The sequence below is a fragment of the Sulfuriflexus sp. genome (assembly GCF_032250955.1).
Taxonomy (GTDB): domain Bacteria; phylum Pseudomonadota; class Gammaproteobacteria; order AKS1; family AKS1; genus Sulfuriflexus.
Genome location: NZ_JAVVES010000020.1, coordinates 22395 through 43205 on the forward strand (window position 1 = coordinate 22395; position 20811 = coordinate 43205).

The 20811-nt window shown below is 54.8% G+C and carries 23 protein-coding genes and 4 tRNA genes; 18 read left to right on the forward strand and 9 right to left on the reverse strand.

What is annotated here, in order from left to right; all coding sequences use genetic code 11:
- Positions 1-6 precede the first annotated feature (6 nt).
- The 6 genes from RQ738_RS05460 (at position 7) to RQ738_RS05485 (ending at position 4323) form a co-directional block, all read left to right on the forward strand.
- On the forward strand, positions 7-735 hold the full coding sequence (locus RQ738_RS05460) for a sulfite exporter TauE/SafE family protein (RefSeq protein WP_314162704.1): 729 nt from the start codon (positions 7-9) through the stop codon (positions 733-735).
- A gap of 44 nt (positions 736-779) precedes the next feature.
- Positions 780-1091: a non-heme iron oxygenase ferredoxin subunit gene (locus tag RQ738_RS05465; RefSeq protein WP_314162705.1), complete on the forward strand. Its 312-nt coding sequence runs from the start codon at positions 780-782 to the stop codon at positions 1089-1091.
- A gap of 42 nt (positions 1092-1133) precedes the next feature.
- Complete coding sequence (locus tag RQ738_RS05470) at positions 1134-2264, forward strand: anthranilate phosphoribosyltransferase (RefSeq protein WP_314162706.1); 1131 nt, start codon at positions 1134-1136, stop codon at positions 2262-2264.
- Positions 2265-2288: 24 nt separating this feature from the next.
- On the forward strand, positions 2289-2960 hold the full coding sequence (locus RQ738_RS05475; protein WP_314162707.1) for a Fe2+-dependent dioxygenase: 672 nt from the start codon (positions 2289-2291) through the stop codon (positions 2958-2960).
- A gap of 96 nt (positions 2961-3056) precedes the next feature.
- Entirely contained in the window at positions 3057-3884 is an 828-nt protein-coding gene (locus RQ738_RS05480) for a sirohydrochlorin chelatase (protein WP_314162708.1), read from the forward strand.
- Between the two features lie 145 nt (positions 3885-4029).
- Positions 4030-4323 carry a DUF1540 domain-containing protein gene (locus RQ738_RS05485; protein ID WP_314162709.1) on the forward strand — a complete coding sequence of 98 codons (294 nt, stop codon included), beginning with the start codon at positions 4030-4032 and terminating at the stop codon, positions 4321-4323.
- A gap of 100 nt (positions 4324-4423) precedes the next feature.
- Here the strand turns inward: RQ738_RS05485 and RQ738_RS05490 are convergent, their stop codons facing one another.
- On the reverse strand, positions 4424-4861 hold the full coding sequence (locus RQ738_RS05490; RefSeq protein WP_314162710.1) for a tetratricopeptide repeat protein: 438 nt from the start codon (positions 4859-4861) through the stop codon (positions 4424-4426).
- Between the two features lie 172 nt (positions 4862-5033).
- On the opposite strand from RQ738_RS05490, the gene RQ738_RS05495 reads away from it, so the two are divergent.
- The gene (locus tag RQ738_RS05495) at positions 5034-5609 is read left to right on the forward strand and encodes a hypothetical protein (protein ID WP_314162711.1); all 576 of its coding nucleotides are present in this window, start codon (positions 5034-5036) and stop codon (positions 5607-5609) included.
- Here the strand turns inward: RQ738_RS05495 and RQ738_RS05500 are convergent.
- Positions 5606-6688: an Sfum_1244 family protein gene (locus tag RQ738_RS05500; RefSeq protein ID WP_314162712.1), complete on the reverse strand. Its 1083-nt coding sequence runs from the start codon at positions 6686-6688 to the stop codon at positions 5606-5608. The two genes, RQ738_RS05495 and RQ738_RS05500, sit on opposite strands and share 4 nt — an antisense overlap.
- A 160-nt stretch (positions 6689-6848) precedes the next feature.
- Here RQ738_RS05500 and RQ738_RS05505 point away from each other — a divergent pair, with 160 nt between their 5' ends.
- Positions 6849-7454 carry a hypothetical protein gene (locus RQ738_RS05505; protein ID WP_314162713.1) on the forward strand — a complete coding sequence of 202 codons (606 nt, stop codon included), beginning with the start codon at positions 6849-6851 and terminating at the stop codon, positions 7452-7454.
- Between the two features lie 264 nt (positions 7455-7718).
- On the opposite strand, the gene RQ738_RS05510 is transcribed toward RQ738_RS05505, so the two are convergent.
- A complete protein-coding gene (locus RQ738_RS05510) occupies positions 7719-8390 on the reverse strand; it encodes a Bax inhibitor-1/YccA family protein (protein ID WP_314162715.1) in 672 nt (223 codons plus the stop codon).
- A 194-nt stretch (positions 8391-8584) separates the two neighbouring features.
- Between RQ738_RS05510 and RQ738_RS05515 the strand changes: the two genes are divergently transcribed.
- From RQ738_RS05515 to uvrY, 3 genes are all read left to right on the forward strand, one after another.
- Positions 8585-8674: transfer RNA gene (locus tag RQ738_RS05515), tRNA-Ser, on the forward strand.
- Between the two features lie 451 nt (positions 8675-9125).
- Entirely contained in the window at positions 9126-9416 is a 291-nt protein-coding gene (locus tag RQ738_RS05520) for an SET domain-containing protein (protein WP_314162716.1), read from the forward strand.
- A 153-nt stretch (positions 9417-9569) separates the two neighbouring features.
- The gene (uvrY, locus tag RQ738_RS05525) at positions 9570-10226 is read left to right on the forward strand and encodes a UvrY/SirA/GacA family response regulator transcription factor (RefSeq protein WP_314162717.1); all 657 of its coding nucleotides are present in this window, start codon (positions 9570-9572) and stop codon (positions 10224-10226) included.
- Here uvrY and RQ738_RS05530 read toward each other — a convergent pair.
- Genes RQ738_RS05530 through RQ738_RS05555 form a run of 6 tightly spaced genes read right to left on the reverse strand, consistent with a single transcriptional unit; the run spans position 10167 to position 15383 of the window.
- Positions 10167-10847, reverse strand: a complete 681-nt coding sequence (locus RQ738_RS05530; RefSeq protein ID WP_314162718.1) for an ABC-type transport auxiliary lipoprotein family protein — start codon at positions 10845-10847, stop codon at positions 10167-10169. The genes uvrY and RQ738_RS05530 overlap by 60 nt on opposite strands.
- Positions 10844-11734 (reverse strand): MlaD family protein, encoded by an 891-nt coding sequence (locus tag RQ738_RS05535; protein WP_314162719.1) that lies wholly within the window; start codon positions 11732-11734, stop codon positions 10844-10846. Before RQ738_RS05535 ends, RQ738_RS05530 begins: the two co-directional genes overlap by 4 nt.
- Entirely contained in the window at positions 11731-12552 is an 822-nt protein-coding gene (locus RQ738_RS05540) for an ABC transporter ATP-binding protein (RefSeq protein WP_314162720.1), read from the reverse strand. Before RQ738_RS05540 ends, RQ738_RS05535 begins: the two co-directional genes overlap by 4 nt.
- 1 nt (position 12553) lies before the next feature.
- The gene (locus tag RQ738_RS05545; protein ID WP_314162721.1) at positions 12554-13345 is read right to left on the reverse strand and encodes an ABC transporter permease; all 792 of its coding nucleotides are present in this window, start codon (positions 13343-13345) and stop codon (positions 12554-12556) included.
- An 8-nt stretch (positions 13346-13353) separates the two neighbouring features.
- Positions 13354-13707 carry an STAS domain-containing protein gene (locus RQ738_RS05550; protein ID WP_314162722.1) on the reverse strand — a complete coding sequence of 118 codons (354 nt, stop codon included), beginning with the start codon at positions 13705-13707 and terminating at the stop codon, positions 13354-13356.
- Positions 13704-15383 (reverse strand): SpoIIE family protein phosphatase, encoded by a 1680-nt coding sequence (locus tag RQ738_RS05555; RefSeq protein ID WP_314162723.1) that lies wholly within the window; start codon positions 15381-15383, stop codon positions 13704-13706. The genes RQ738_RS05550 and RQ738_RS05555 overlap by 4 nt, the downstream gene beginning before the upstream one ends.
- Positions 15384-15513: 130 nt before the next feature.
- On the opposite strand from RQ738_RS05555, the gene RQ738_RS05560 reads away from it, so the two are divergent.
- The 7 genes from RQ738_RS05560 (at position 15514) to RQ738_RS05590 (ending at position 20504) form a co-directional block, all read left to right on the forward strand.
- Positions 15514-16974 (forward strand): thioredoxin-like domain-containing protein, encoded by a 1461-nt coding sequence (locus RQ738_RS05560; protein ID WP_314162724.1) that lies wholly within the window; start codon positions 15514-15516, stop codon positions 16972-16974.
- A gap of 9 nt (positions 16975-16983) precedes the next feature.
- Entirely contained in the window at positions 16984-17628 is a 645-nt protein-coding gene (locus RQ738_RS05565; RefSeq protein ID WP_314162725.1) for a uracil-DNA glycosylase, read from the forward strand.
- Between the two features lie 15 nt (positions 17629-17643).
- Complete coding sequence (uvrC, locus tag RQ738_RS05570) at positions 17644-19491, forward strand: excinuclease ABC subunit UvrC (protein WP_314162726.1); 1848 nt, start codon at positions 17644-17646, stop codon at positions 19489-19491.
- Positions 19492-20058 carry a CDP-diacylglycerol--glycerol-3-phosphate 3-phosphatidyltransferase gene (gene pgsA, locus RQ738_RS05575; RefSeq protein WP_314162727.1) on the forward strand — a complete coding sequence of 189 codons (567 nt, stop codon included), beginning with the start codon at positions 19492-19494 and terminating at the stop codon, positions 20056-20058.
- A 69-nt stretch (positions 20059-20127) separates the two neighbouring features.
- Positions 20128-20203: transfer RNA gene (locus RQ738_RS05580), tRNA-Gly, on the forward strand.
- A gap of 78 nt (positions 20204-20281) precedes the next feature.
- A tRNA-Cys gene (locus RQ738_RS05585) sits at positions 20282-20355 on the forward strand.
- A gap of 62 nt (positions 20356-20417) precedes the next feature.
- Positions 20418-20504, forward strand: a tRNA-Leu gene (locus tag RQ738_RS05590).
- Positions 20505-20811: the final 307 nt, after the last annotated feature.

Consider the following 20811-nt stretch of genomic DNA (forward strand, 5'->3'; position numbering starts at 1 on the left):
TACCTTATGAGCGCCGGGTTAATCATTTTCCTGACCGTGGTCTGCATGCTGACCTACGCGTTCGAGATTACGTTTGGCCTGGCGGGCACGATCATGATGGTCACTATCATGAGTTATTTTATCGATGCCAAGACGCTGGTGATCTATTCACTGCTGCCACAGATGCTGGTCGGCGTGATTGCCCTGGCGCGTTCGGAACGCACCGTCGAACTGCGCTTTCTCGGCGGCATGGTTGGATTTGCCGGATTGGGTTCGGTCGCCGGCTTTTACGTGTTTTATAATATCTCCAGCGAGCTGTTCCAGGTTTTGCTGGCCAGTGTGATTACGCTGGCCGGGGCCTACCTGGTGTTTGCGCCAGGCAAGCTGAAAATAGGCGTCATCGGTGGCCGCATGCTCGACACGGTGGCCGGCACCTCGATGGCACTGTTCGGCATTAGCGGGCCAATCGCGATGACACGCCTGGTAGGGACGTTTGACCGCAAGATTTTGATCCGCAACTATGCCCTGGCGTTCTTCCTGTCGATGAACCTGGTGCGGGCGGTAAGTTATATTGGCAGCGGCACGATCACCGGCGAGATAGGCAAGGTAATGCTCATCAGCGCACCGTTTTTGATTGTGACGCTGTGGTATGCCAACCACCTGCACCTCAGGGTCAACGAGATGGCCTTCAAACGGGTGGTGGCCTGGGTCATCCTGCTGGGCGGGCTGTCAATGCTCTTCGCCGCCAGCAGGTAAGCGAAAAGAGTATTGCGTATAATTTCACGAAAACGGGAATAACAATGACTGAGTTTAAACAAGTAGCCACGCTCGATGATGTCGCTCCCGGCACAATGTACCGTGTCGAGCTTGATGGTAAGCGCATCCTGCTGGCCAATGCCGATGGTACGATTTACGCCTGTGATGAGATGTGTACACATGAAGACTTTTCACTGGCGCTGGGCGCATTACAGGGCGACTGTCTGAAGTGTTCGTTACATGGCAGTCGTTTTGACTTGAAGACCGGTAGGCCGCTGGATGAGCCTGCCGATGAAGACCTGGCCGTGTACCCGGTCAAGGTAGAAGGCAACAAGATTTTTGTGGCACTTGATTAAATAAAGCAAGTGCCGCCAACTGTACAGCAACAGGAGTAAGCAATGAGCGATAACAGTACCCAAATCGCACAAGATCGTGCCTTGATGCATTCGATCATTCAACGCGTGGCCACCGGCCCCGAGTTGAGCAAGGATATCTCGCAGGAAGAGGCCCGTGGTGGCATGCGCGCCATCCTCGACGGTCATATCGATCCGGTTCAGGCGGCGATCTTCCTGATCGGCCTGCGCATGAAACGTGAAACCCCGGAAGAAAACCGCGGCATTCTTGATGGCATTATTGATTGCACTGAGCGGGTCACCGCGGAAGTCGAGGAGCTCGTCGATATCGGTGATCCATACGATGGATATAACCGCACCCTGCCAGCCTCACCCTTTCTGCCTGCCGTCATGGCGGCATGTGGTATCCCGGCGGTTTCGCACGGCATGGAAACGGTGAGTCCGAAATTCGGGGTTACACACCGTCAGATACTACGCGCCGTCGGCAAGCACGATTCGCTAGACCCGCAACAGGCCGCTGCCCAGATTGCAGATAGCGGGATCGGCTGGGCTTATGTCGATCAAAGTCGCTTCTGCCCGAAGCTCAATAACCTGGCCGACTTTCGCGCACTCGTGATCAAACGTCCGACTATTACCACCGTCGAAACCGAAACCATGCCGATTCGTGCCAGGGGCAAGACCCACCATGTCTGTGGTTACGTACACAAGCCATACCCGCCGGTGTATGCCATGCTTGCCGCGCATTCCGGCTTTGATAGTGCACTGCTGGTGCGCGGCATCGAGGGCGGCGTGATCCCGTCATTGCGCCAGACCGGTAAAATCATCAGCTATGCAGGCGAAACCGAAGTCCGCAGTGCCGAGTTCGAGCCGCAGGAACTGGGCTTTGAGCATAAACTGCGCGCGGTGCCTGTGCCCGAGTCCTGCAAGCAGGAAGAGGGCAGTCGGCAAGAAGTGACCGGCGGCTATAACCGCGAAGCCTTTGCAATGGCCGCCGTTGAGGCCGGTCTTGCCGCGTTGAATGGTGACAAGGGCATGACCTACGATGCCCTCGTCTATGGCGGTGCCAACATTCTCTGGCACCTGCAGCGTCACGAGACATTAATCGAGTGCGCCGATGCAGTGCGTGCCGTGCTTGATTCCGGTGAAGCCCTGAAACGCTTTAATGCATCAGCTTAACCAAACAGACAGGGGAGGCGTGTTATGTTGCTGGAAATACCCAGGGTCCTGAATGCCCGCGAACTCGAGGCTGTCAGGGGGGCACTGGAAACTGCGCCGTTTATCGATGGCAAGCTCTCGGCCGGGATGGCCGCGCAACGGGTGAAGCACAACGAAGAGGTCGATGTTCGCTCTCAGGATGTGCAGCAACTCAATAATCTCGTAATGACGCGTCTCGTCGAGCATCCGACTTATCGCGCCGCGGCCTTGCCGATGAAAGTGGCCTCGCCGTATTACGCGCGATACAGCAAGGGCATGTCCTATGGGGATCATGTGGATGACCCGATCATGCAGGCTGACACGCCATATCGTTCGGATATCTCAATCACCGTCTTTCTCAGTGACAAGACAGACTACGAAGGCGGTGAACTGGTCATAAACACCCAGTATGGTGAGCACTCTGTCAAGCTCGCAGCCGGCGATGCGGTTATGTATCCGTCTTCCAGTGTGCATCACGTCAACGAGATCACCAGTGGCACACGCCTGGTCGCTGTTACCTGGCTGCAAAGCCTTGTCCGCGAGCCGGCGAAACGCGAACTGCTTTATGATATGTATCTTGTCAAGGAACAGCTATTAAGAGAGGCCCCCGATGACGAAAATACCAAGCGTCTTGACCGGAGCTATGTAAATCTTATACGAATGTGGGGGGATGTATAAGTTTGAATGCTCGATGTTGTCGCGGTTTATTTTACCGTGTTATCCAGGGACAGGATATAATGAACAATATCGCTCCTGTCCCATTGGATGTATGTGATGTCGATCTATTTGTTGGTTGATAATGGTTCAAAAAATCCTGCAGCGACCCTGCGCTTGAGGGAATTGGCGATGCTGCTTGGTCAGCGTGTCGACAAAACCATTCATCCGGTGTCGTTGCAGCATGCTGATGCAATCGACACGGCCGAACTTGAGGGAAAACCCGCAAATACCTTTAACGCTTTTCTTCGTTACCACCTCGGGAAAGGCGAGCGGGAGTTTATTGTCCTACCCCTGTTTTTCGGCGTGAGCCGTGCACTTACCTCCTTTATTCCGCAGCAGGTCGAATCGCTTACCGCTGATTGCGGTGATTTTGTTCTCAAGCTGGCCGATGTCATCTATCCCTTACCGGCAGGTGATGACCGCCTGGCACAGATCGTCTTTGAACATATCCGTACGGCACAGGCCGTGCTTGCCGATGATAAGGTGCGTGCGGTAGTGGTGGATCATGGTTCGCCAATCCCGGAAATCACTGAAGTGCGAAAACGTATAGCGCAGTCCGTGGCCGCTTTGCTGAATGACACGCCCACACCTGGTGAGGCTGTCATGGAACGGCGTGATGGCAAGGAGTATGATTTCAATGGCGAGCTGCTTGCAGACTGGCTGCGATATCAGGCAGAGCAGGGTGCTACAACAGTTGTTATCGCGATGTTGTTCTTTTTGCCTGGCCGTCATGCCGGCGTAGCTGGCGACGTCGAGGAGATTTGTGACAATGTCGTCAAGGACTATCCGCAGCTTACCTGTACGGTCACGCCGCTTATCACCGAACATCCCCTGCTTATCGACATCCTTGTAGACCGTTTACGGGCTGTCGATTCATCCACTTGAAGGATCCTGCCTTATATTTACGGCTATAGCCTGGCCTCGATGTCGACATAACCACAATCCGTGATAGTACCGATTTCACCCGGCACATTAATCCGGTATAGATAATTGGTTAGTTATGTTCCCATCACGCGTCGAGGTCACCGCTATGTTAAATATCACACTGAATATGCCGGCTGTAGCAGATTGTGAGGTTTCGAACTGCGTTTATAATATGAACAGTGCCTGCCACGCCAGGGCGATTACCGTAGGCGACAGCTTCGGCGCCATGTGCGATACCTTTCTGGACTCGAATCCGCACACGAAGGGAATCTATGAAGCGGGGGTAGGTGCCTGCAAGATGGCGGATTGCAGGCACAACACCGATTATGAATGCCAGGCAGACAGTATATTGGTGGTTTCCATCAACCAGATGGCAAGGTGCGGCACCTTTGAACCATAAATGTTAATCAATAAAGCGGTCGGGGTGGTACTCGAAATTTATGCTTGGGGAGTGATGATTTAGTCCTTATCAATCATCGTTCCGCAACCAGCAATCTGGTTTATTCCATGGTTTCAGATTTTTTGTACCACTCCTGTGCCTTGGAGGTATCTTTTTCGACACCCAGGCCCTGCTCATACATGAGTCCCAGGGTCATGGCGGAACCGGCAAGGCCCTGCTCAGCGGCCCTGGTGAACCACTTGACGGCCTTGGCCTCGTTCTTGTCGACGCATTCGCCATGCATATACATAAAGCCGAGACCATGCTGGGCCATTGAATACCCCTGTTCGGCCGCCTTTTGCATCCAGTAGAAGGCCTGCCTCTCATCCTTCACCAGCCCGAGGCCATTCTGGTACATGATGGCCATGCGATGCTGCGCCTCGACGTTGCCGTCCTCGGCGTAGCGCGACAGGAATTGTTTGGCACGGGTAAATTCCTTGGCTTCAAAAGCGGCCATACCGCTGGCCAGGTCCATGTCGAGATTGGCGTTATCAGACATCGGGTACTCCAAAACATATTCATAGTAAACAGGTCGGTTATTGTGCCAGAGGCGTACGCATTCGGCCAGTCGTATTTCCGACAATTCCCGCAGACCTGTGTGTGTTTAACAGGCCATGCATTCAGGCACGGCTTTGTTATAATTCCCCGGCATTTTTCAGCCGGAGTATTCAATGATTCTCACCGCCTATATTAACGACCTTGCCTATGAGCTCGACGTGCCACAAGACATGCTCGATGAGGGAGAAAGCTTTTTCAGTAAACTTGACGCGGATATGGAAAAGGGCTGGCAGATGAGCCGTGAGTTTGTTGAGAGTCCGACTCGTGTCGAGCGGTGCAAGATCGTTGCCGATCGCATTCTGGACGCCCTGAGCACGGGTAATCGTACACTGGCCTTGCTGTGCGGGGCCTATCTGCTGGATCGTATGCCGGGTATCGGTGCTGTCTATATCGACACTACGGGTGACATCATGGAGACGAGCTTCGTGCCCGAGTCTCAGCACGAGGCGACCCCGCTATTGAATGAAAACGAGGCGCGCGCCAGGGCTGAGGGCGAGATAAGCAATGTCTACAAGGTCGGCCGGGTTTACCGCTATTCAGTGCGCAACCCGTTTACTGGCAGCTGGGAAGAAGCTCCGGCAGTAAAGACCGAGGAGGAGGCCCAGCGTTTGCGTGAAGACAGTCTTGGCAAGCGTATGCGCGAATTGATGGGACGCCGCATCAGCCTCAACGATCAGGCGGGGGATTAGGCCGCCGGGCCGAGTTGCGCGGCGTAGCGAGCCTCTACATTGCGGGCGGCCTGTCCGGCGTCATTGTTGAGCATTATCTCCAATAGCCTCCGGGCTTCATCCTGCCAACGCGGCGCGGCCTGTTGCGCACACGACTGCAATTGGTCCAGCTGGCCGCTGGCCTGCCAGTGTTCATAGGCGCCGAGGAGTTCAGGAAACAAGAGCTTGCGCAGGCCGGTGAAGTTGCCGAAGTAAAAATGCAGACCGGGATGATTTTCATGCTCGAGCAACCATGGCAGCGTGGTCAGGGCATCGGCAAGGTGATCCCGCACGGCTCTTGCGAGATGTTCGGCGCGACCGCCGGCGATAGTGTTCAGCCCTTGATCCCATGCCTGGCCGAGTAGCCGGCCGGCTGCCGCTTCGCCGAGTTCATGTTGCAGGACGACTTCGGTTTCGTTTGCGGTCATGTCATCAAGCAAGGCCTCAAGCCGGTGCGGGCTAATGGCCAGCTCGGTGATGTCGACATCATAACAACAGGCCGAGGCGATGATGGGCGAGTCCTTGAGTTTACGCCAGCGGTTTTCCTCGATCTTTTCCCAGACAAAACGTCGCAGTGATTCCTGGCGGATAAAGATCTTCTGCTCGCGTAGCATCGCCGGTGGTGCCACCAGGTCACGTGCCACTTCGCCGGCGGCGATATACACATCCTGGCCGTCGATGTTGCGGTATTCAGCCAGCTTGCCGAGAAAGAAATGCGGTTTGCCGAACAGACCTTTACCGCTGCTGTAGATGTAGCCCTGTTCGAGCAGGGCAGAGTTGAGGCTGTTCTCGTCGAAAGGGTCAATCGCGTGCTGCTCACAGCAGTCCAGGGGCGCATAGTCCTGTTCGTCGAGCTCGTTCCAGGCCTCTTCACGGGCCACGAGCCATGGCCCAACGTCATCCTTGGCGATCTGTTCGGACAGTGGAATCGCCTGTTCCCAGCGATAGTATTCGCGCATCTGCAGCAGGAAGGTGCACAGGGAGTAGTTACCGGCATAACGCGCATCGGAAATGTGGCAATTATGCTGGATACGTTGGCGCAGACTATCGACATCAAACATAACAAAAGTTCCTCCTTGCCCGCAGTCTAGCAGTCCGGACATGCAAGCTCACCCTTAAAAAATCGCCTATACTTCAAATGGAAATAGCCCGCGGGCTTTGCTGAATGCTCGCGTTCCCGGTACTATTTCATTCCCGATGCTGAATTAACAGGAAAAGCCTGTGGCCGTACGACTGAAAACCAAGTGGCACCGCTCCAAGCGCAGCCAGCGCAACATGGAAGGCTCGAAGCGCGAGAAGAGCATGACCGATCTCGCCGGTGTGATCTCTTTTAATATCTGGAAGCTCGCCAAGGAGATCTATACCAACATGGAAAAGGAAGAGTTCCTGTTGGGATCGGATAAGCAGGTGATGGACATCCTCACCGAGATCATCGCCTTTATGATCCAGGTTGCTGATCGCATGGTCTATGGCAAGATCACCGAGGAACAACGTCGCGAGTTTATTACCGCGATGGCCACGCAACTGGCCGACATGGTCGACAGCAATATGAATGATCTAATCGGTGAGGGTGATTATCGCCAGCCTTTTATCGATACCCTGAATAATCGTTTTGGCGAATATGCCGAGTGTCTATTTGAAAAGGGCGAACCCGGTTTTGATTTCCGTCGCCTGCTGGGCAAGCATGTTTCCGACATCATGGCCGGCACAGACAACCGCTGGGTGGTTGAGTACGTGATGGATGTCGAGGTACCAAATAGCCTGAAAAAACTGCAGCGTCTGATCACGGATGTGCTGGGGCTCAGAAAAAGGCGGATTGCTGAATAAAAACCAAAGGCTGAATAGACAGGATTAACAGGATTGACAAGATTAAATAATGTTAATTCTGTGTTTCCATCCGGTTAATCCTGTCAATCCTGTCCAGTTTTGTTTTTACCAGACCATAAAAAAGCCCCGCAGTTGCGGGGCTTTTTGTACAGGGATGTACTTATACCGTGGAGGCCAGGGAAGGCCGTGAACGGCTTTGTACAGGGATGTACTTATACCGTGGAGGCCAGGGAAGGCCGTGAACGGCATGTACAAATAACGCGACTAGCGCTCGCCGGCAAAGGCGCTCAGCAGGTGCAGCAGGCTGAGGAACAGGTTGTAGATGCTGACATACAGCGTAACCGTTGCCATGATGTAGTTGGTCTCACCACCGTGAACCAGTTGGCTGGTCTGGTACAGGATCATGCCGCCCATGAGCAGAATGAACATCGCAGAGACCGCCAGTGACAGACCCGGCAAGGTGAAGAACATGCTGGCGATACCGGCCAGGAAGGCCACCAGGATACCGATCATCAGGAAACCGCCGATGAAGCTGAAATCCTTGCGGGTGGTCAGCGCGTAACCGGACAGGCCAAGGAAGATCACGCCTGTGCCGCCGAGCGACATCATGACCAGCTGGTCACCATTCGAGAAGGCATTCAGGTAGGCATTGATAATCGGTCCGAGGGTCAGCCCCATGAAGCCGGTGAGGGCGAACACGGAAACGATGCCCCAGGCGCTGTTACGGGTCGCATTGGTCAGCATCAAGAGGCCAAAATAGCCAACGAGGGTAATCAACATGCCCGGATGCGGCATGTTGAACTGCATAGCGAGGCCAGCCATGAGGGCACTGAACAGCAAGGTCATGGAAAGCAGGGTATAGGTGTTACGAATGACCTTGTTCGTTGCCAGCACTGCCTCTGGTGATCGAGTCAAAGTACGTTCATTCATGTTCATGGTGTTTCCTCAATTGCTTTGTATGTAAATCTTTGACCAGAATGGTCTGAAAACTATCCCTAGCATACCCTGAAAGCCTGAAAACTCAAGTCCCTCAGTAAGTTTCCCGGTCCCGTACCTTGGATAAATGGAGGCAAAAAACTGCCTTTCAAGGGTGATTCTCAAGACCAGAGTGGTGTAGAATACCGTCCGCTGGAGAGGTGGCTGAGTGGTCGAAAGCTCTGGTCTTGAAAACCAGCGTACCTTTACCGGTACCGTGGGTTCGAATCCCACCCTCTCCGCCATATTTAGCATGGCACGGAATTTCGGCTGCTTACCTGATAACTCATCGGTGGCCAGCCGGGTTCGAGAGGGTGTAGAGAGACACGCTAGCGCGTGTCGCCAAAAAGCTTTCCGCCAGCCAGTCGAGCTGTCTCGCAGAACCTCAATGAGGTTCATTGCAAGTACCCAACGCCTTCGGCGTCAGGGCAAGCTCAACCGGCGTTCGGCGGCGCGCAAAGCGGTGCTTTGCAAACGCTTGCCTCACCCCTCTCCGCCATATTTATTACCATGGCACTGTGGTAGGTCGGATTAGTGCGAATGCACGTAATCCGACGCCCCAATCAACATGGGCACGTCGGCTTACGTCATCTCTGATTCCTAAGCCGACCTACGAAATTTTGCCATTCAGCTGAAACAGGCCCCTCTGGGGCCATTTTTGTTCAGCATCCCGAGTCACCGGGCAGGAGAACATTGATGTACTACGTCGCAGAAAGCCCCGTTCATGGTCGAGGCCTGTTTGCCTCGCGGCTGATCAAGGAAGGTGAGCTCCTGGGGGAGGTCGAGGGCAAGCCAACCACGGTCGATGGCCCGCATGTCCTGTGGATGACTGAAAAGCGCGGCTTCAAGGTTAGTTGTGACCTGCGCTATATCAACCACAGCAAGTCTCCCAACGTCGCTTATTATGATGACCTGACCGTTGTCGCATTGCGTGATATCAACACGGACGAGGAAATCGTCCATGACTACGGCGACGACTGGGCATAACCTCAGTTTTTTTGCGAGTTTATACAGGCCTTTGTTTTCTCAATCAGCTGTAGGAACAAGCTTACTTTTTCCTACAAAATGCGCGTGACATCATATATGCTTTACCCATAACAAGGATGGCCTGTGAAAGGCCGCCAACAGGGAGCAAGTAGCGTGACCATTAGAGTATTACTGGTTGATGACCATGAGCTGGTGAGGACGGGGATCCGAAGATTACTGGAAGATTTCGATGGAATCGAGATCATGGCTGAAGCTGAAAATGGCGAAGAGGCGGTAAGTCTCGTCCGCAAGGATAAACCGGATGTCATTCTCATGGATGTGAATATGCCGGGGATCGGGGGCCTGGAAGCTACCCGTAAGTTGCTGCAGATTCATGACGATATGAAGATTATCGTTGTCACCATTCATGTCGAAGAACCCTTTCCGTCCCGTTTGCTGAAGGCCGGTGCATCAGGTTACCTGACCAAGGGCTGTGCGATTAACGAAATTGTTGAAGCGATTCGTACCGTGCACAAGGGCAAACGTTTTATCGGTAGCGATGTGGCGCAGCAATTGGCGATGAGTATATTGCCGGGCAATGACAAATCACCGTTTGAAACATTATCCCAGCGCGAATTACAGGTTATGTTAATGGTGACGCAGGGGCAAAGGATTCAGGAGATTGCTGAAAAGCTGTGCCTGAGCCCAAAGACCGTGAGTACCTATCGTTATCGCTTGTTCGATAAACTGGATGTTAAAAGCGATGTCGAGTTAACCCACCTGGCAATGCGTCACGGCATGATAGATGACAGCAGTCTTGTCGACGGCTGATTGTTTTTTCGCCCAGTCGGAAACAAACTCGCTATAAACTTTATTCAATGCCATACCGAAGGCCTCCACGAGGTCATGGGGGGCAGTGCTATTGGCCGCCTGCGTAACATGATAGTCCTTGATCAGAACCGGTTTACCCTCATTGTCATCCAGTCGTAGTTCCAGCCCGACCAGTACTTCGCTGCGCTTGCCGCGCTCAATCTGTTCGAAGTGACGTATCTTGCCTGACAGGGTATAGGCGCTACGTTGTACCGGATCATAATTCATGACTGTGTCGGCAACACCGGCACTGCGCAGGGCACTGATCAGATGTTCCTGCAGCATACGCGGTGGTGAGTCACTCCAGTGGTGATAATGATACTGCTGTAACCGCAGGGCCTGGCCAGTCTCGCTAAAGAGCAGGGCGCGCTCACTGTGCAGGCCATCAGTGACCAGGCGTTTAACAGCCAATTCACTGCCGACGGCTATTTCCCCTGTTGTTAGTTGTGCCGCGGGCAGGCGGTAAAAGTGGTCTTCGGGCACCGGCGGCTGTGCCGAACAGGCGAACAATGAAGCGAGTATGCCGGTTGCCAGCAACACTTTTCCCATGCGTATGCGCATCAACTCTGGCCGGGCGCTCATCTTGCTGCCTCCACGGCCTTGTCCTTCGGCGGGGTACTGCCCAGCAGCAAACCGGGGTTCTCACGAATCTGACGGCTGAACTCATTCATGTTGCGACTGGTTCCTTCAAGGTTATAAGTGATCGTATTAATGTGCTGCGAAACCACCTCGAGACTCGCACTCAGATGACGAATCGAGCGTTGAATATCGGCACGATTATCATTAACCAGTGCACTGGACGATTTCACCATGTGATCAACCTCCGAGAGGGTATCGTCGAGGCGCTGCGAGAGTGAGTTCATGTTGCCGAGCATGTCACTGACATTTTTTGCGTTTGTCTGGCTTAACATCCCTTCGAGACTGGCCGCGCTGTTATCGAGGCGCTTGAGCAATTTCCTGGCATCCGCCAGCAGGTCTGTTTCCTCATTCAGGGTATGCACAAACTTGCGCACATCACCGATGAGTAATTTAATGTCGCCGGCGGCACCACCGACAGCGGCAAACAGATCGGCGCCTTCCTGCCCGGGCATGGTCTGGCCTGGTTTTAATGCGGTTTTGCTCACGCCTTCCTTGATGTCAATGGAAATGCCACCGAGCAGCCCGGAAGAAACGATTCGGGCAACACTGTCGGCAGGAACCTTCCAGTCTTCGCGGATCCCGAAGGTGACCTTGTAACGTGTTTTACCATTATCCTGTACTGGCTCAACGGCCTCGACCTGGCCAAGTTGATAACCTTCATAGGAGACAATCGTTCCGTACTTGAGGCCGGCGACGCTGTCGTAGTAGACATTATAGTTCTCCGTGTCACCATCACGACCTGTGATCAATGTCAGGCTGATAATCAGTGCCGCCAGTACGGCCAGCACAAAACTGCCGACAACAAGATAATTGACATTTTCATGTTTCATAAGGGTTTGCTCTTTTGTCCAGTCAGTTCCCGCAGGTATTCATCGGCGTCGATTTCAACATGACGGGCCTCGCGGTTTAACAGGCTTTGTATGCGTTCATTGTCTGAGTGACGTACTTCATCGACTGTGCCTATCATGAGGATGTTGCCGCGATCCAGCACCGTTATCCGATCCGCGATACGGAAGGTACTGTCGAGGTCATGGGTAACCACAACAATCGTTGTGTTAAGTGCCTTGCGAATGCGCAAGATCAGGTCGTCCAGTTCAGCCGCCGCCACCGGGTCAAGTCCCGCTGACGGTTCATCAAAGAACAATAGTTTCGGATCCATGATTACGGCGCGGGCCAGGGCGGCACGTTTTATCATGCCGCCGGAAAGCTGCGAGGGCATGAGGTTTTCAAAACCACCGAGGTTGACTACTGATAACTTCATGCGGCTCATGATCTGCATGGTATTTTCATCAAGCCTGGTGTGCTCGCGCAGGGGCAGGCAAACATTTTCACCAACGGTCATGGAGTTAAATAACGCGCCACCCTGAAACGAGACCCCCATGCTTTTGCGTAACTCGTGCATCTCTTTGGCATTGAGTTCGGTAATGTCATGACCGAGTAGCCTGATGCTGCCGCTGGTTGGCACGTGCAGGCCCAGCAGGTAACGGAGCAGGGTGCTCTTGCCAGAGCCGGAGCCACCCATGATCACCATAATCTCGCCGCTGTTCACCTGCATATTCACGTTATTCAGAATGCGCGTGTTGCCATAGTGAGTAACGAGGTTTTCAACTTCGATGACAGGTTCGATTATGGTTTCGTGGCTATTCATGTCAATGCGTCAGGAAGTAGGTAAAGACCATGTCGGCGATGACAATGTAGGTGATCGATAACACAACCGAGCGGGTCGTGGCCTTGCCGACACCTTCGGCACCGGCGGTGACGGAAAAGCCGTTTACGAAACTGACCAGGGTGATGATTACGGCAAACACCAGGCTTTTCCACAGGCCCTGGGTTATGTCACTGACCTTGAGAACTTCAATGGTTCTGTCGGCGTAGGCCTGCAGGCTCATGCCGAGGTCGAATGCGCTGTACACGCCGCCACCAAGCAGGCCAACCAGGTCGGCGAAAAAGGTGAGTGTCGGCAACATGATCAGCATGGCCAGCATCGCCGGGGCCACCAGGTAACGTACCGGGCTGATACCGATGACGCGCAAGGCATCGATCTCCTGGGCTATCTGCATGGTGCCGATACGCGCCGCAAGCGCGGAACCGGAACGACCGGCAACGAGGATGCCAATGATTAACGGCGAGAACTCACGCGTTACCGAAAGTGCGATGCCGAGGACCACCTGCGATTCGGCACCGAAGGTGCGCAAGGTCGCGATGCCCTGAATGGCGAGCATCATGCCAATCGTAAAGGAGAGGATGGTCACGATCGGCAGGGCCTGGATACCGATATGCATCATTTGTGCAAAAACAGGCGGAAGCTTGACGGTCTGTTGACGGCGATAGCCCAGTAGCATCCAGTACATGGATTCAAAGAACAGGGCAAAGGCATACCCCAGTTCCTCGATTCCTCGTATGGTGGTCTGTCCCAGCTTTTCAGTGAAGGAGCGTAACACTATGGCAATCAGGAGGCCTGTAATCGCTCACTGAGTGAGGCATGAATGGGAAAGACCTTGTCGAGGTTGGCAAGCTGCAAGACATTCATGGCGGCCTCACTTACATTAACCAGTCCGAATTCGAGGTTATCATTTTTGGCAAGCTGGTAGCCTTCGACGAGACTGGCCACACCGGAACTGTCAATATATTTGACCCCGGAAAGGTCAACGACGGTATTACGTTTTTGTTTGAGGCAGTTGAGGATGACTTCGCGGGCATGTGGAGAACCGTACAGATCTATCTCGCCGGCAAAGCGAATGACGAGATAACCTTGTTCGTCATCAATCTCAAAACTCACGGGACTGTCACCGATCTTGGTCATTGAATTGTTATTCTCATTTCGAGGCGATTGCCTCGCCCATCTTCTCGAACAGTATAGCTCAGGCTATCCATTAACTGTTGCATAAAGTGTACACCGAGACCGCCGGGACGTACATCTTCCAGCGCCCGCGGACGAATTTTATCCACGTCTACTATATCGGCATAGTCGCGTAAGACAATCACCAGTTGTGGCCACTCCACGGAAATATCCACTTCTATCCGGCCATCTTCATGACCATAGGCATGTTTGATGATATTGCTGGCGGCCTCGCTGATCGCCAGCACGATGCTCTCGGCCTGGGCGCTGGAACTGCCGGCGGCCAATACTGTGTCACGGCTGCTTTCACGCAAGCTTTTGAGTTCCCTGGCTTTTGCCGGCATTTCCAGGCACAGGGCCGGTGCGGGAGCGGGTTTCTCGATAACCAGTACAGTCACGTCATCGTGCAACTGGCGGCCCTCACGTTGCAGGCTGGCGAACATGGCATTCAGGCGGGCGGCCACCGGTTTGTCGCGATGGGCGCTGATCATGGTCATCAGGCCCTCTTCACCGAGCATCTGGCCATTCTGCTGGGCCTCGGTGACACCATCTGTATATATGTAGAGCGTGCCGTCGCCAAGCTTCAGTGTCGTTTCCGTGAATTCAATATCGGGCACGATCCCCAGAGGGGGGGCGGCACCCTGGATTTCCTCGAAGCGGCCATTGCTGTGCTGTAGCAAGGGTGGCTGGTGACCGGCATTGGCAAGCGTGATCTCGTCGCTGACAGGGTCGTATATGCCCCCGACCATGGTGACGAACATGCCGCGCGTGCTGTTCTCATGCACTTCGTTATTGACCATGGCCAATAATTTGCCCGGTGCCGTCTGGGTCTTGCCCAGGCAATGGAACAGGCTGCTGGTCTTGGCCATGAGCAGGGCGGCATTCATGCCCTTGCCGGAGACATCGGCCAGGTTAAACACAATCCGGCCGTCCGGCAGACTGAAGTGGTCAAAAAAATCACCAGAGACCTCGCGCATGGGCAGGTTATACCCATGAACGGGGAAGTCCGGCCCACGGGAGTCGGGTAACAGGTTGCCCTGAATCTCGCGTGCCAGTTCCAGTTCGTGCTGGATACGCTCCTGTTCGAGCAGCGCCGAGGCCATGGCGGCGTTGTGAATGGCAAGGGCAGCCGAGGAGGCCAGCGCGGTAAGAATATGCTGGTCATCGCTGGCAAACAGGCCGTCAGCGGTCTTCTTGTTGATGACCTCGATGGCGCCGAGCTTCTTGTCCTTGACTGTGAGCGGGGCACAAAGAATGGAACGGGTCGTGAAGCCGGTCTTCTCATCAACCTGCGTGGTGAAGTCCGGGTCAGAACTGACATCACGCACCATTTGCACGTGGTTTTGCTTGACCGTGCTGCCGACAATGCCCTGATCAGCCGGGAGGTGCAGGCCAATGAGTTTGATAGGGCCGGCACAGGCCCGGCAGACCAGCTCGGTATCATCATTTTCAAGCAGGAAAATCGAAGCGGCTTCTGCATTCATATACACCATCATCTGCTCGATGGCGTTGTTCAGGGTCTCCTCGATATCCAGCGAAGTCGTGAACTCCTGGGTCATGCGCGCGAGCAGGGCCAGGTGACGGTCAAGTTGGGCATCGCGTTCCTGTTCGAGTAACTCATGTCCGTGCAGTTTATCCATGGGGCTATCATGCCCGGCTTTATTGTGGGCATCAATCTCGACGCCGTACTGTCGCCCGTGTAGGATAGCCGCCAGGGGCAAGACAAGGAGAGGACGCGGGCATGAAAATAACCGCGCCCGAGGGAAAAGCATGAATGCACCAAGGATCCACGCACCGGAACTGCCGGAGACACTGCAGTGGTATAACACCGACGGCAAGCCGGTAAAGCTCGCTGACCTGCGCGGCAAGGTGGTGTTGCTCGATTTCTGGACCTATTGCTGTGTCAACTGCATGCATGTCCTGCCCGATCTGGCCTGGCTGGAGCGCCGTTACCCGGATACCCTGGCGGTGATCGGTATCCATACCCCCAAGTTCCCGAATGAGCGTATCGGCGATAATGTGCAGAAGGCCATTAATCGTCATTACATCCGCCACCCGGTCGCGCACGATGCCGCGTTCTCGGTCTGGCAGCAATACGGCATCAAGGCCTGGCCCACGATCATCTATATCGACCCGGAAGGCTATATCGTCGGTGTCCTGCGCGGTGAGGGGCGTCGCAAGCAGCTCGACCAGCTGATAGAGAAGGACGTCAGGGAAGCCGAGGCCAAGGGTACCCTTGTGCGTTCACCCATGAATATCAAGCTCTGGCCAGAACCCAGCCTGGAATTGAAATTCCCCGGCAAGGTGCTGGTCACGGCTGACAAATTGTTCATCAGCGACAGCGCCCACAACCGTGTGCTTGAGTGCATGCCTAACGGTCGGATCCTGCGTGTCTATGGCTCGGGTGCACCGGGGCAGCTGGATGGCATGGAAACCGATGCGGCCTTTGATAATCCCCAGGGTCTGGCCTGTGTCGGTGGCCACCTGTTTGTCGCCGACACCGGTAATCATTTGATTCGCAAAATTGACCTTGAGAGCCATGACGTCAGTACCGTGGCCGGGCTTGGCAGGATCGGTCGCGTCAAAACCTTCGAAACCTTCAATGACCCGCTCAAGGTGCCGCTGAACAGCCCCTGGGATCTAACCTATCACAGCGGCTCCTTGTATATCGCCATGGCCGGCAGTCACCAGATATGGGTGCTTGATTTGGCGAGGAACAGCCTTCGTGTCTATGCCGGTACCGGTACAGAGAATATCAAAGACGGCACGGCGGAAAGCGCCAGCTTTGCCCAGCCATCCGGGCTGATCATTGGCGAGGATCTGGAAAAGATGCTGTATATCGCGGATGCTGAAACGTCTGCGATCCGCTCCATTCGCCTGCGCGATAACTATGTGAACACACTGGTCGGCAAGGGCATGTTTGAATTTGGTGACAAGGACGGCAAGGGCAGCGAGGCCCTCATGCAACACCCGCTGGGCGTCGCATTCGATCCAAAGCGCAAGGCCCTGTGGGTGGCCGATACCTTCAATCATCGCATCCGCCACATCAAGCTCAGTAATAACACGGTTTCCAGCCTGCGCCTGTCACAGCCCCTGGCCGAACCGGGTGGCCTGAGTATTCATGACGACAGTCTGTGGGTGGCCAACACCAACGCGCATAATATCGTCAAAATCAATATCAAGACCGGCGAGATGGAACAAGTCGAGATTTTTTCCCTCGAAAACGATTAAAATAGCAGGATGAAATCCTCTGCTAATGCCTTCGATCTGAATTGTCGTCGCTGTCCGCGTCTCAGCAGTTTTCTTGCCGAGGTCAGGGCGGAGCATCCCGACTACCATGCACGCCCCGTGGCACCGTTCGGTGCCAGGAACCCGGCCTTGCTGATTGTTGGCCTCGCACCCGGCATGCACGGCGCGAATGCGACGGGCCGCCCGTTCACTGGCGACTTTGCCGGTATCCTGCTGTACGCGACCCTGCACAAGTTCGGCTTCAGCAATAAACCGGAAGCGCTATCGCGCGATGATGGTCTGAAGCTGAAAGACTGTCGCATCACCAACGCGGTGAAGTGCCTGCCACCGCAGAACAAGCCTGCCACTGATGAAATCAATACCTGTAATGCCTTGCTGCAAGAAGAGCTCGAGGCCTTGCCGAAGACCCGGGTCATTCTTGTTCTCGGCCTGATTGCCCACAAGGCGGTGTTGCGGGCCTGCGGGGTGAAAATCAAGGACTATCCATTTGCACACAATGCCTGCGCGCAACTGCCGGACGGCCGCTGGCTGTTGAGTTCCTACCACTGCAGTAAATACAACACCTCGACCAAACGTCTCACCGAAAAGATGTTCCATGACGTGTTCAAGACGGCACGCAAGCATATCGATGCGTAGCTGGTTATAAGTGTAATGACCGAGAGTTTCGACAAGAAGACCTTTCTCGCCAGCCTCACCAACCGGCCGGGTGTGTATCGCATGCACGCCGAGGACGATACGATTCTATATGTTGGCAAGGCGCGTAATCTGAAAAAACGTGTCGCGAGTTATTTTCGCGGCAGTGGCCTGGCGCCAAAGACCCGGGCATTGATGCAGCAGATGCGCAACATCACCATCACCGTCACGAACACTGAAAGCGAGGCATTGATTCTTGAGAACAACCTGATCAAGGAGTTTCGGCCGCGCTACAACATTCTCTTGCGCGATGACAAGAGCTATCCATACATCTACCTGTCAACCGATCAGGACTTTCCGCGTCTCGGCTTTCACCGTGGCGGGCGGCGAGGCAAGGGTCGTTACTTCGGCCCGTACCCGAGCGCCGGCGCGGTGCGCGATACCCTGAGCCTGCTGCAAAAGCTGTTCCCGGTTCGCCAGTGTGAAGATAGTTACTTTCGCAACCGTTCCCGGCCCTGCCTGCAATACCAGATCAAGCGTTGCTCCGCGCCGTGCGTCGGCTTTATTGACAAAGACGAATATGCCGAAGACGTCAGGAACACCATCCTGTTTCTCGAAGGTCGTGACGATGCCGTTATCGAACGCCTTGTCGAACGCATGGAAGAGGCGGCTGCGAGGCTCGATTTTGAACGCGCCACCGTGTACCGGGATCAGATCGGTCGCCTGCGCGCCTTGTCGGAGAAGCAGTACATCAGTACCGATGCCGGCGATCTGGATATCATTGCCTGCAGCACCGCCAGCGGCAGCAGTTGCGTGCAGGTGTTTACTGTCCGCGGCGGGCATCATCTCGGCAACCGCGCCTATTTTCCGAAACATACCGCCGAGAGTGAGGATGCCGAGATCATTGCCGCCTTTATCACGCAATATTACCTGAATGAAGGCCAGGGGGGTGGCTCGCGCCGCCCGATACCGACGCAGATCCTCGTTAATCATGCGCTTGACGAGGCAGACTGGTTACAGACTGTGCTTGGTGAACAGGCGGGGCATAAGGTGAGCATCCATGCCCGGGTTCGCGGTGAGCGTGCACGCTGGCTGGCCATGGCGACCCAGAATGCCGAACATGCCCTGCAGCAGCACCTGAGTTCGAAAAGCAGCCTTACGGCGCGTTTCGAGGCCCTGCAGGACGCTCTCGGGCTTGAGGCGGTGCCGCAACGCATGGAGTGCTTTGATATCAGTCACACCATGGGCGAGGCGACCGTGGCCTCCTGCGTGGTGTTTGACAGCGAGGGGCCGAACAAGTCGGACTACCGCCGTTACAATATCGAGGGCATCACCCCCGGCGACGATTTCGCTGCCATGAAGCAGGCCTTGCTACGGCGTTACACGAAGCTCAAGGAAGGCGAGGGCCGGGTGCCGGACATTCTCTTCATTGATGGCGGTAAGGGCCAGCTCAGGCAGGCCGGCGAGGTCCTGGCGGAACTGCAAATCCCGGATATTACCGTGATCGGCATCGCCAAGGGCCCTGAACGTAAGCCCGGTGAGGAAGACCTGTTCTTGTTAGGCCATAGCACGCCCTTTATACTGCCGGCAGATTCCAGGGCCTTGCACCTCATCCAGCAGATCCGCGACGAGGCACACCGTTTTGCCATCACCGGCCACCGCCAGCGGCGCGCCAGGACACGCAAACGCTCCGTGCTGGAGGATATAAAAGGCCTGGGGCCGAAGCGCCGCCAGCAGCTGTTAAAGCAATTTGGTGGCCTGCAAGGAGTGAACCGTGCCGGGAAAGAAGACCTGGTGCGGGTTGAGGGTATCAGTCCGGCCCTGGCAGAACGGATTTATGATGTATTACATGGCGACAACCCATAAATGAACCTGAACATTCCGAATATCCTGACCCTGACCCGTATCGCCGTGATCCCGGTCTTTGTTATCGCCTTCTACCTGCCTTTTAGCTGGGCGAATGTCGCTACCGCCGGCATCTTTGCCGTGGCGGGGCTGACCGACTGGCTGGACGGTTACCTGGCAAGAAAGCTCAACCAGACCTCGCGGTTCGGGGCCTTTCTCGATCCGGTGGCTGACAAGCTTATGGTCGCCGTGACCCTGATCCTGCTCGTTGCCGCCGATCCCGGGGCCTGGCTGGCCGTACCGGCAGCCATTATTATTGGCCGCGAGATCGCGATCTCCGCCTTGCGCGAATGGATGGCGGAGATCGGTGAACGCACCCAGGTCGCCGTTAGCCATATCGGCAAAATCAAGACCACGGCGCAGATGCTGGCGCTGTTGCTGCTGTTATACCGGGATCCGCTAGGGGGCTTCCCGGTATACGAGGTCGGGCTGGTTCTCCTCTATATTGCCGCGATCCTGACCCTTTGGTCGATGATCATCTATCTGCGTGCCGCCTGGCCGGCACTGAGCGATGATAACAACCAATAAAATAATGATTAAATCTCTCCCGGTGCTTGACTCCTGGCCCACCATCTCTACAATACGGGTCCTCTCAAAGCGGGAATAGCTCAGCTGGTAGAGCACGACCTTGCCAAGGTCGGGGTCGCGAGTTCGAATCTCGTTTCCCGCTCCAAATTACAGTTCGGGGAAGTGGTCCAGCATCACTTCCCCGTTTTTGTAATAGAATACGTATAGACGGCACACCCCTCGCGGCGGAATGGCAGAATGGCTATGCAGCGGATTGCAAATCCGTGTATCTCGGTTCGACTCCGGGTTCCGCCTCCATCTTTTCCTGATCTGAACACTACAGCAATCGCCCAAGACACGTTACAATGCGCGCTGCTTCTGCCCGGGTGGCGAAACTGGTAGACGCAAGGGACTTAAAATCCCTCGGTGGCAACACCGTGCCGGTTCGATTCCGGCCCCGGGCACCATTTACTCAGCTTTTCCGAAGACAGTACTGCAAATCATTTAGTCTCGGGCGCTACAATCCCGAATCTGTTATTCGCCGATGCCTTTTCACGATAAAAGCACCCTGGTTAGTCCCGTCTCATAGTCTATGCCAGATCACCGGCTGACGCTGGTCTGGTACAAGGCGAGGTCGCAAAACGCTTTGATTTATTCTACTACCTTATCCAGAATACGACTTCTGCAAGTCGGAATATAAAAATATGCCTCGTCAGAAAAATTCATGGGTAGTTTTCGGGGCAGGTAGCGCTCCAAGCGCGTGATATAAGGCGA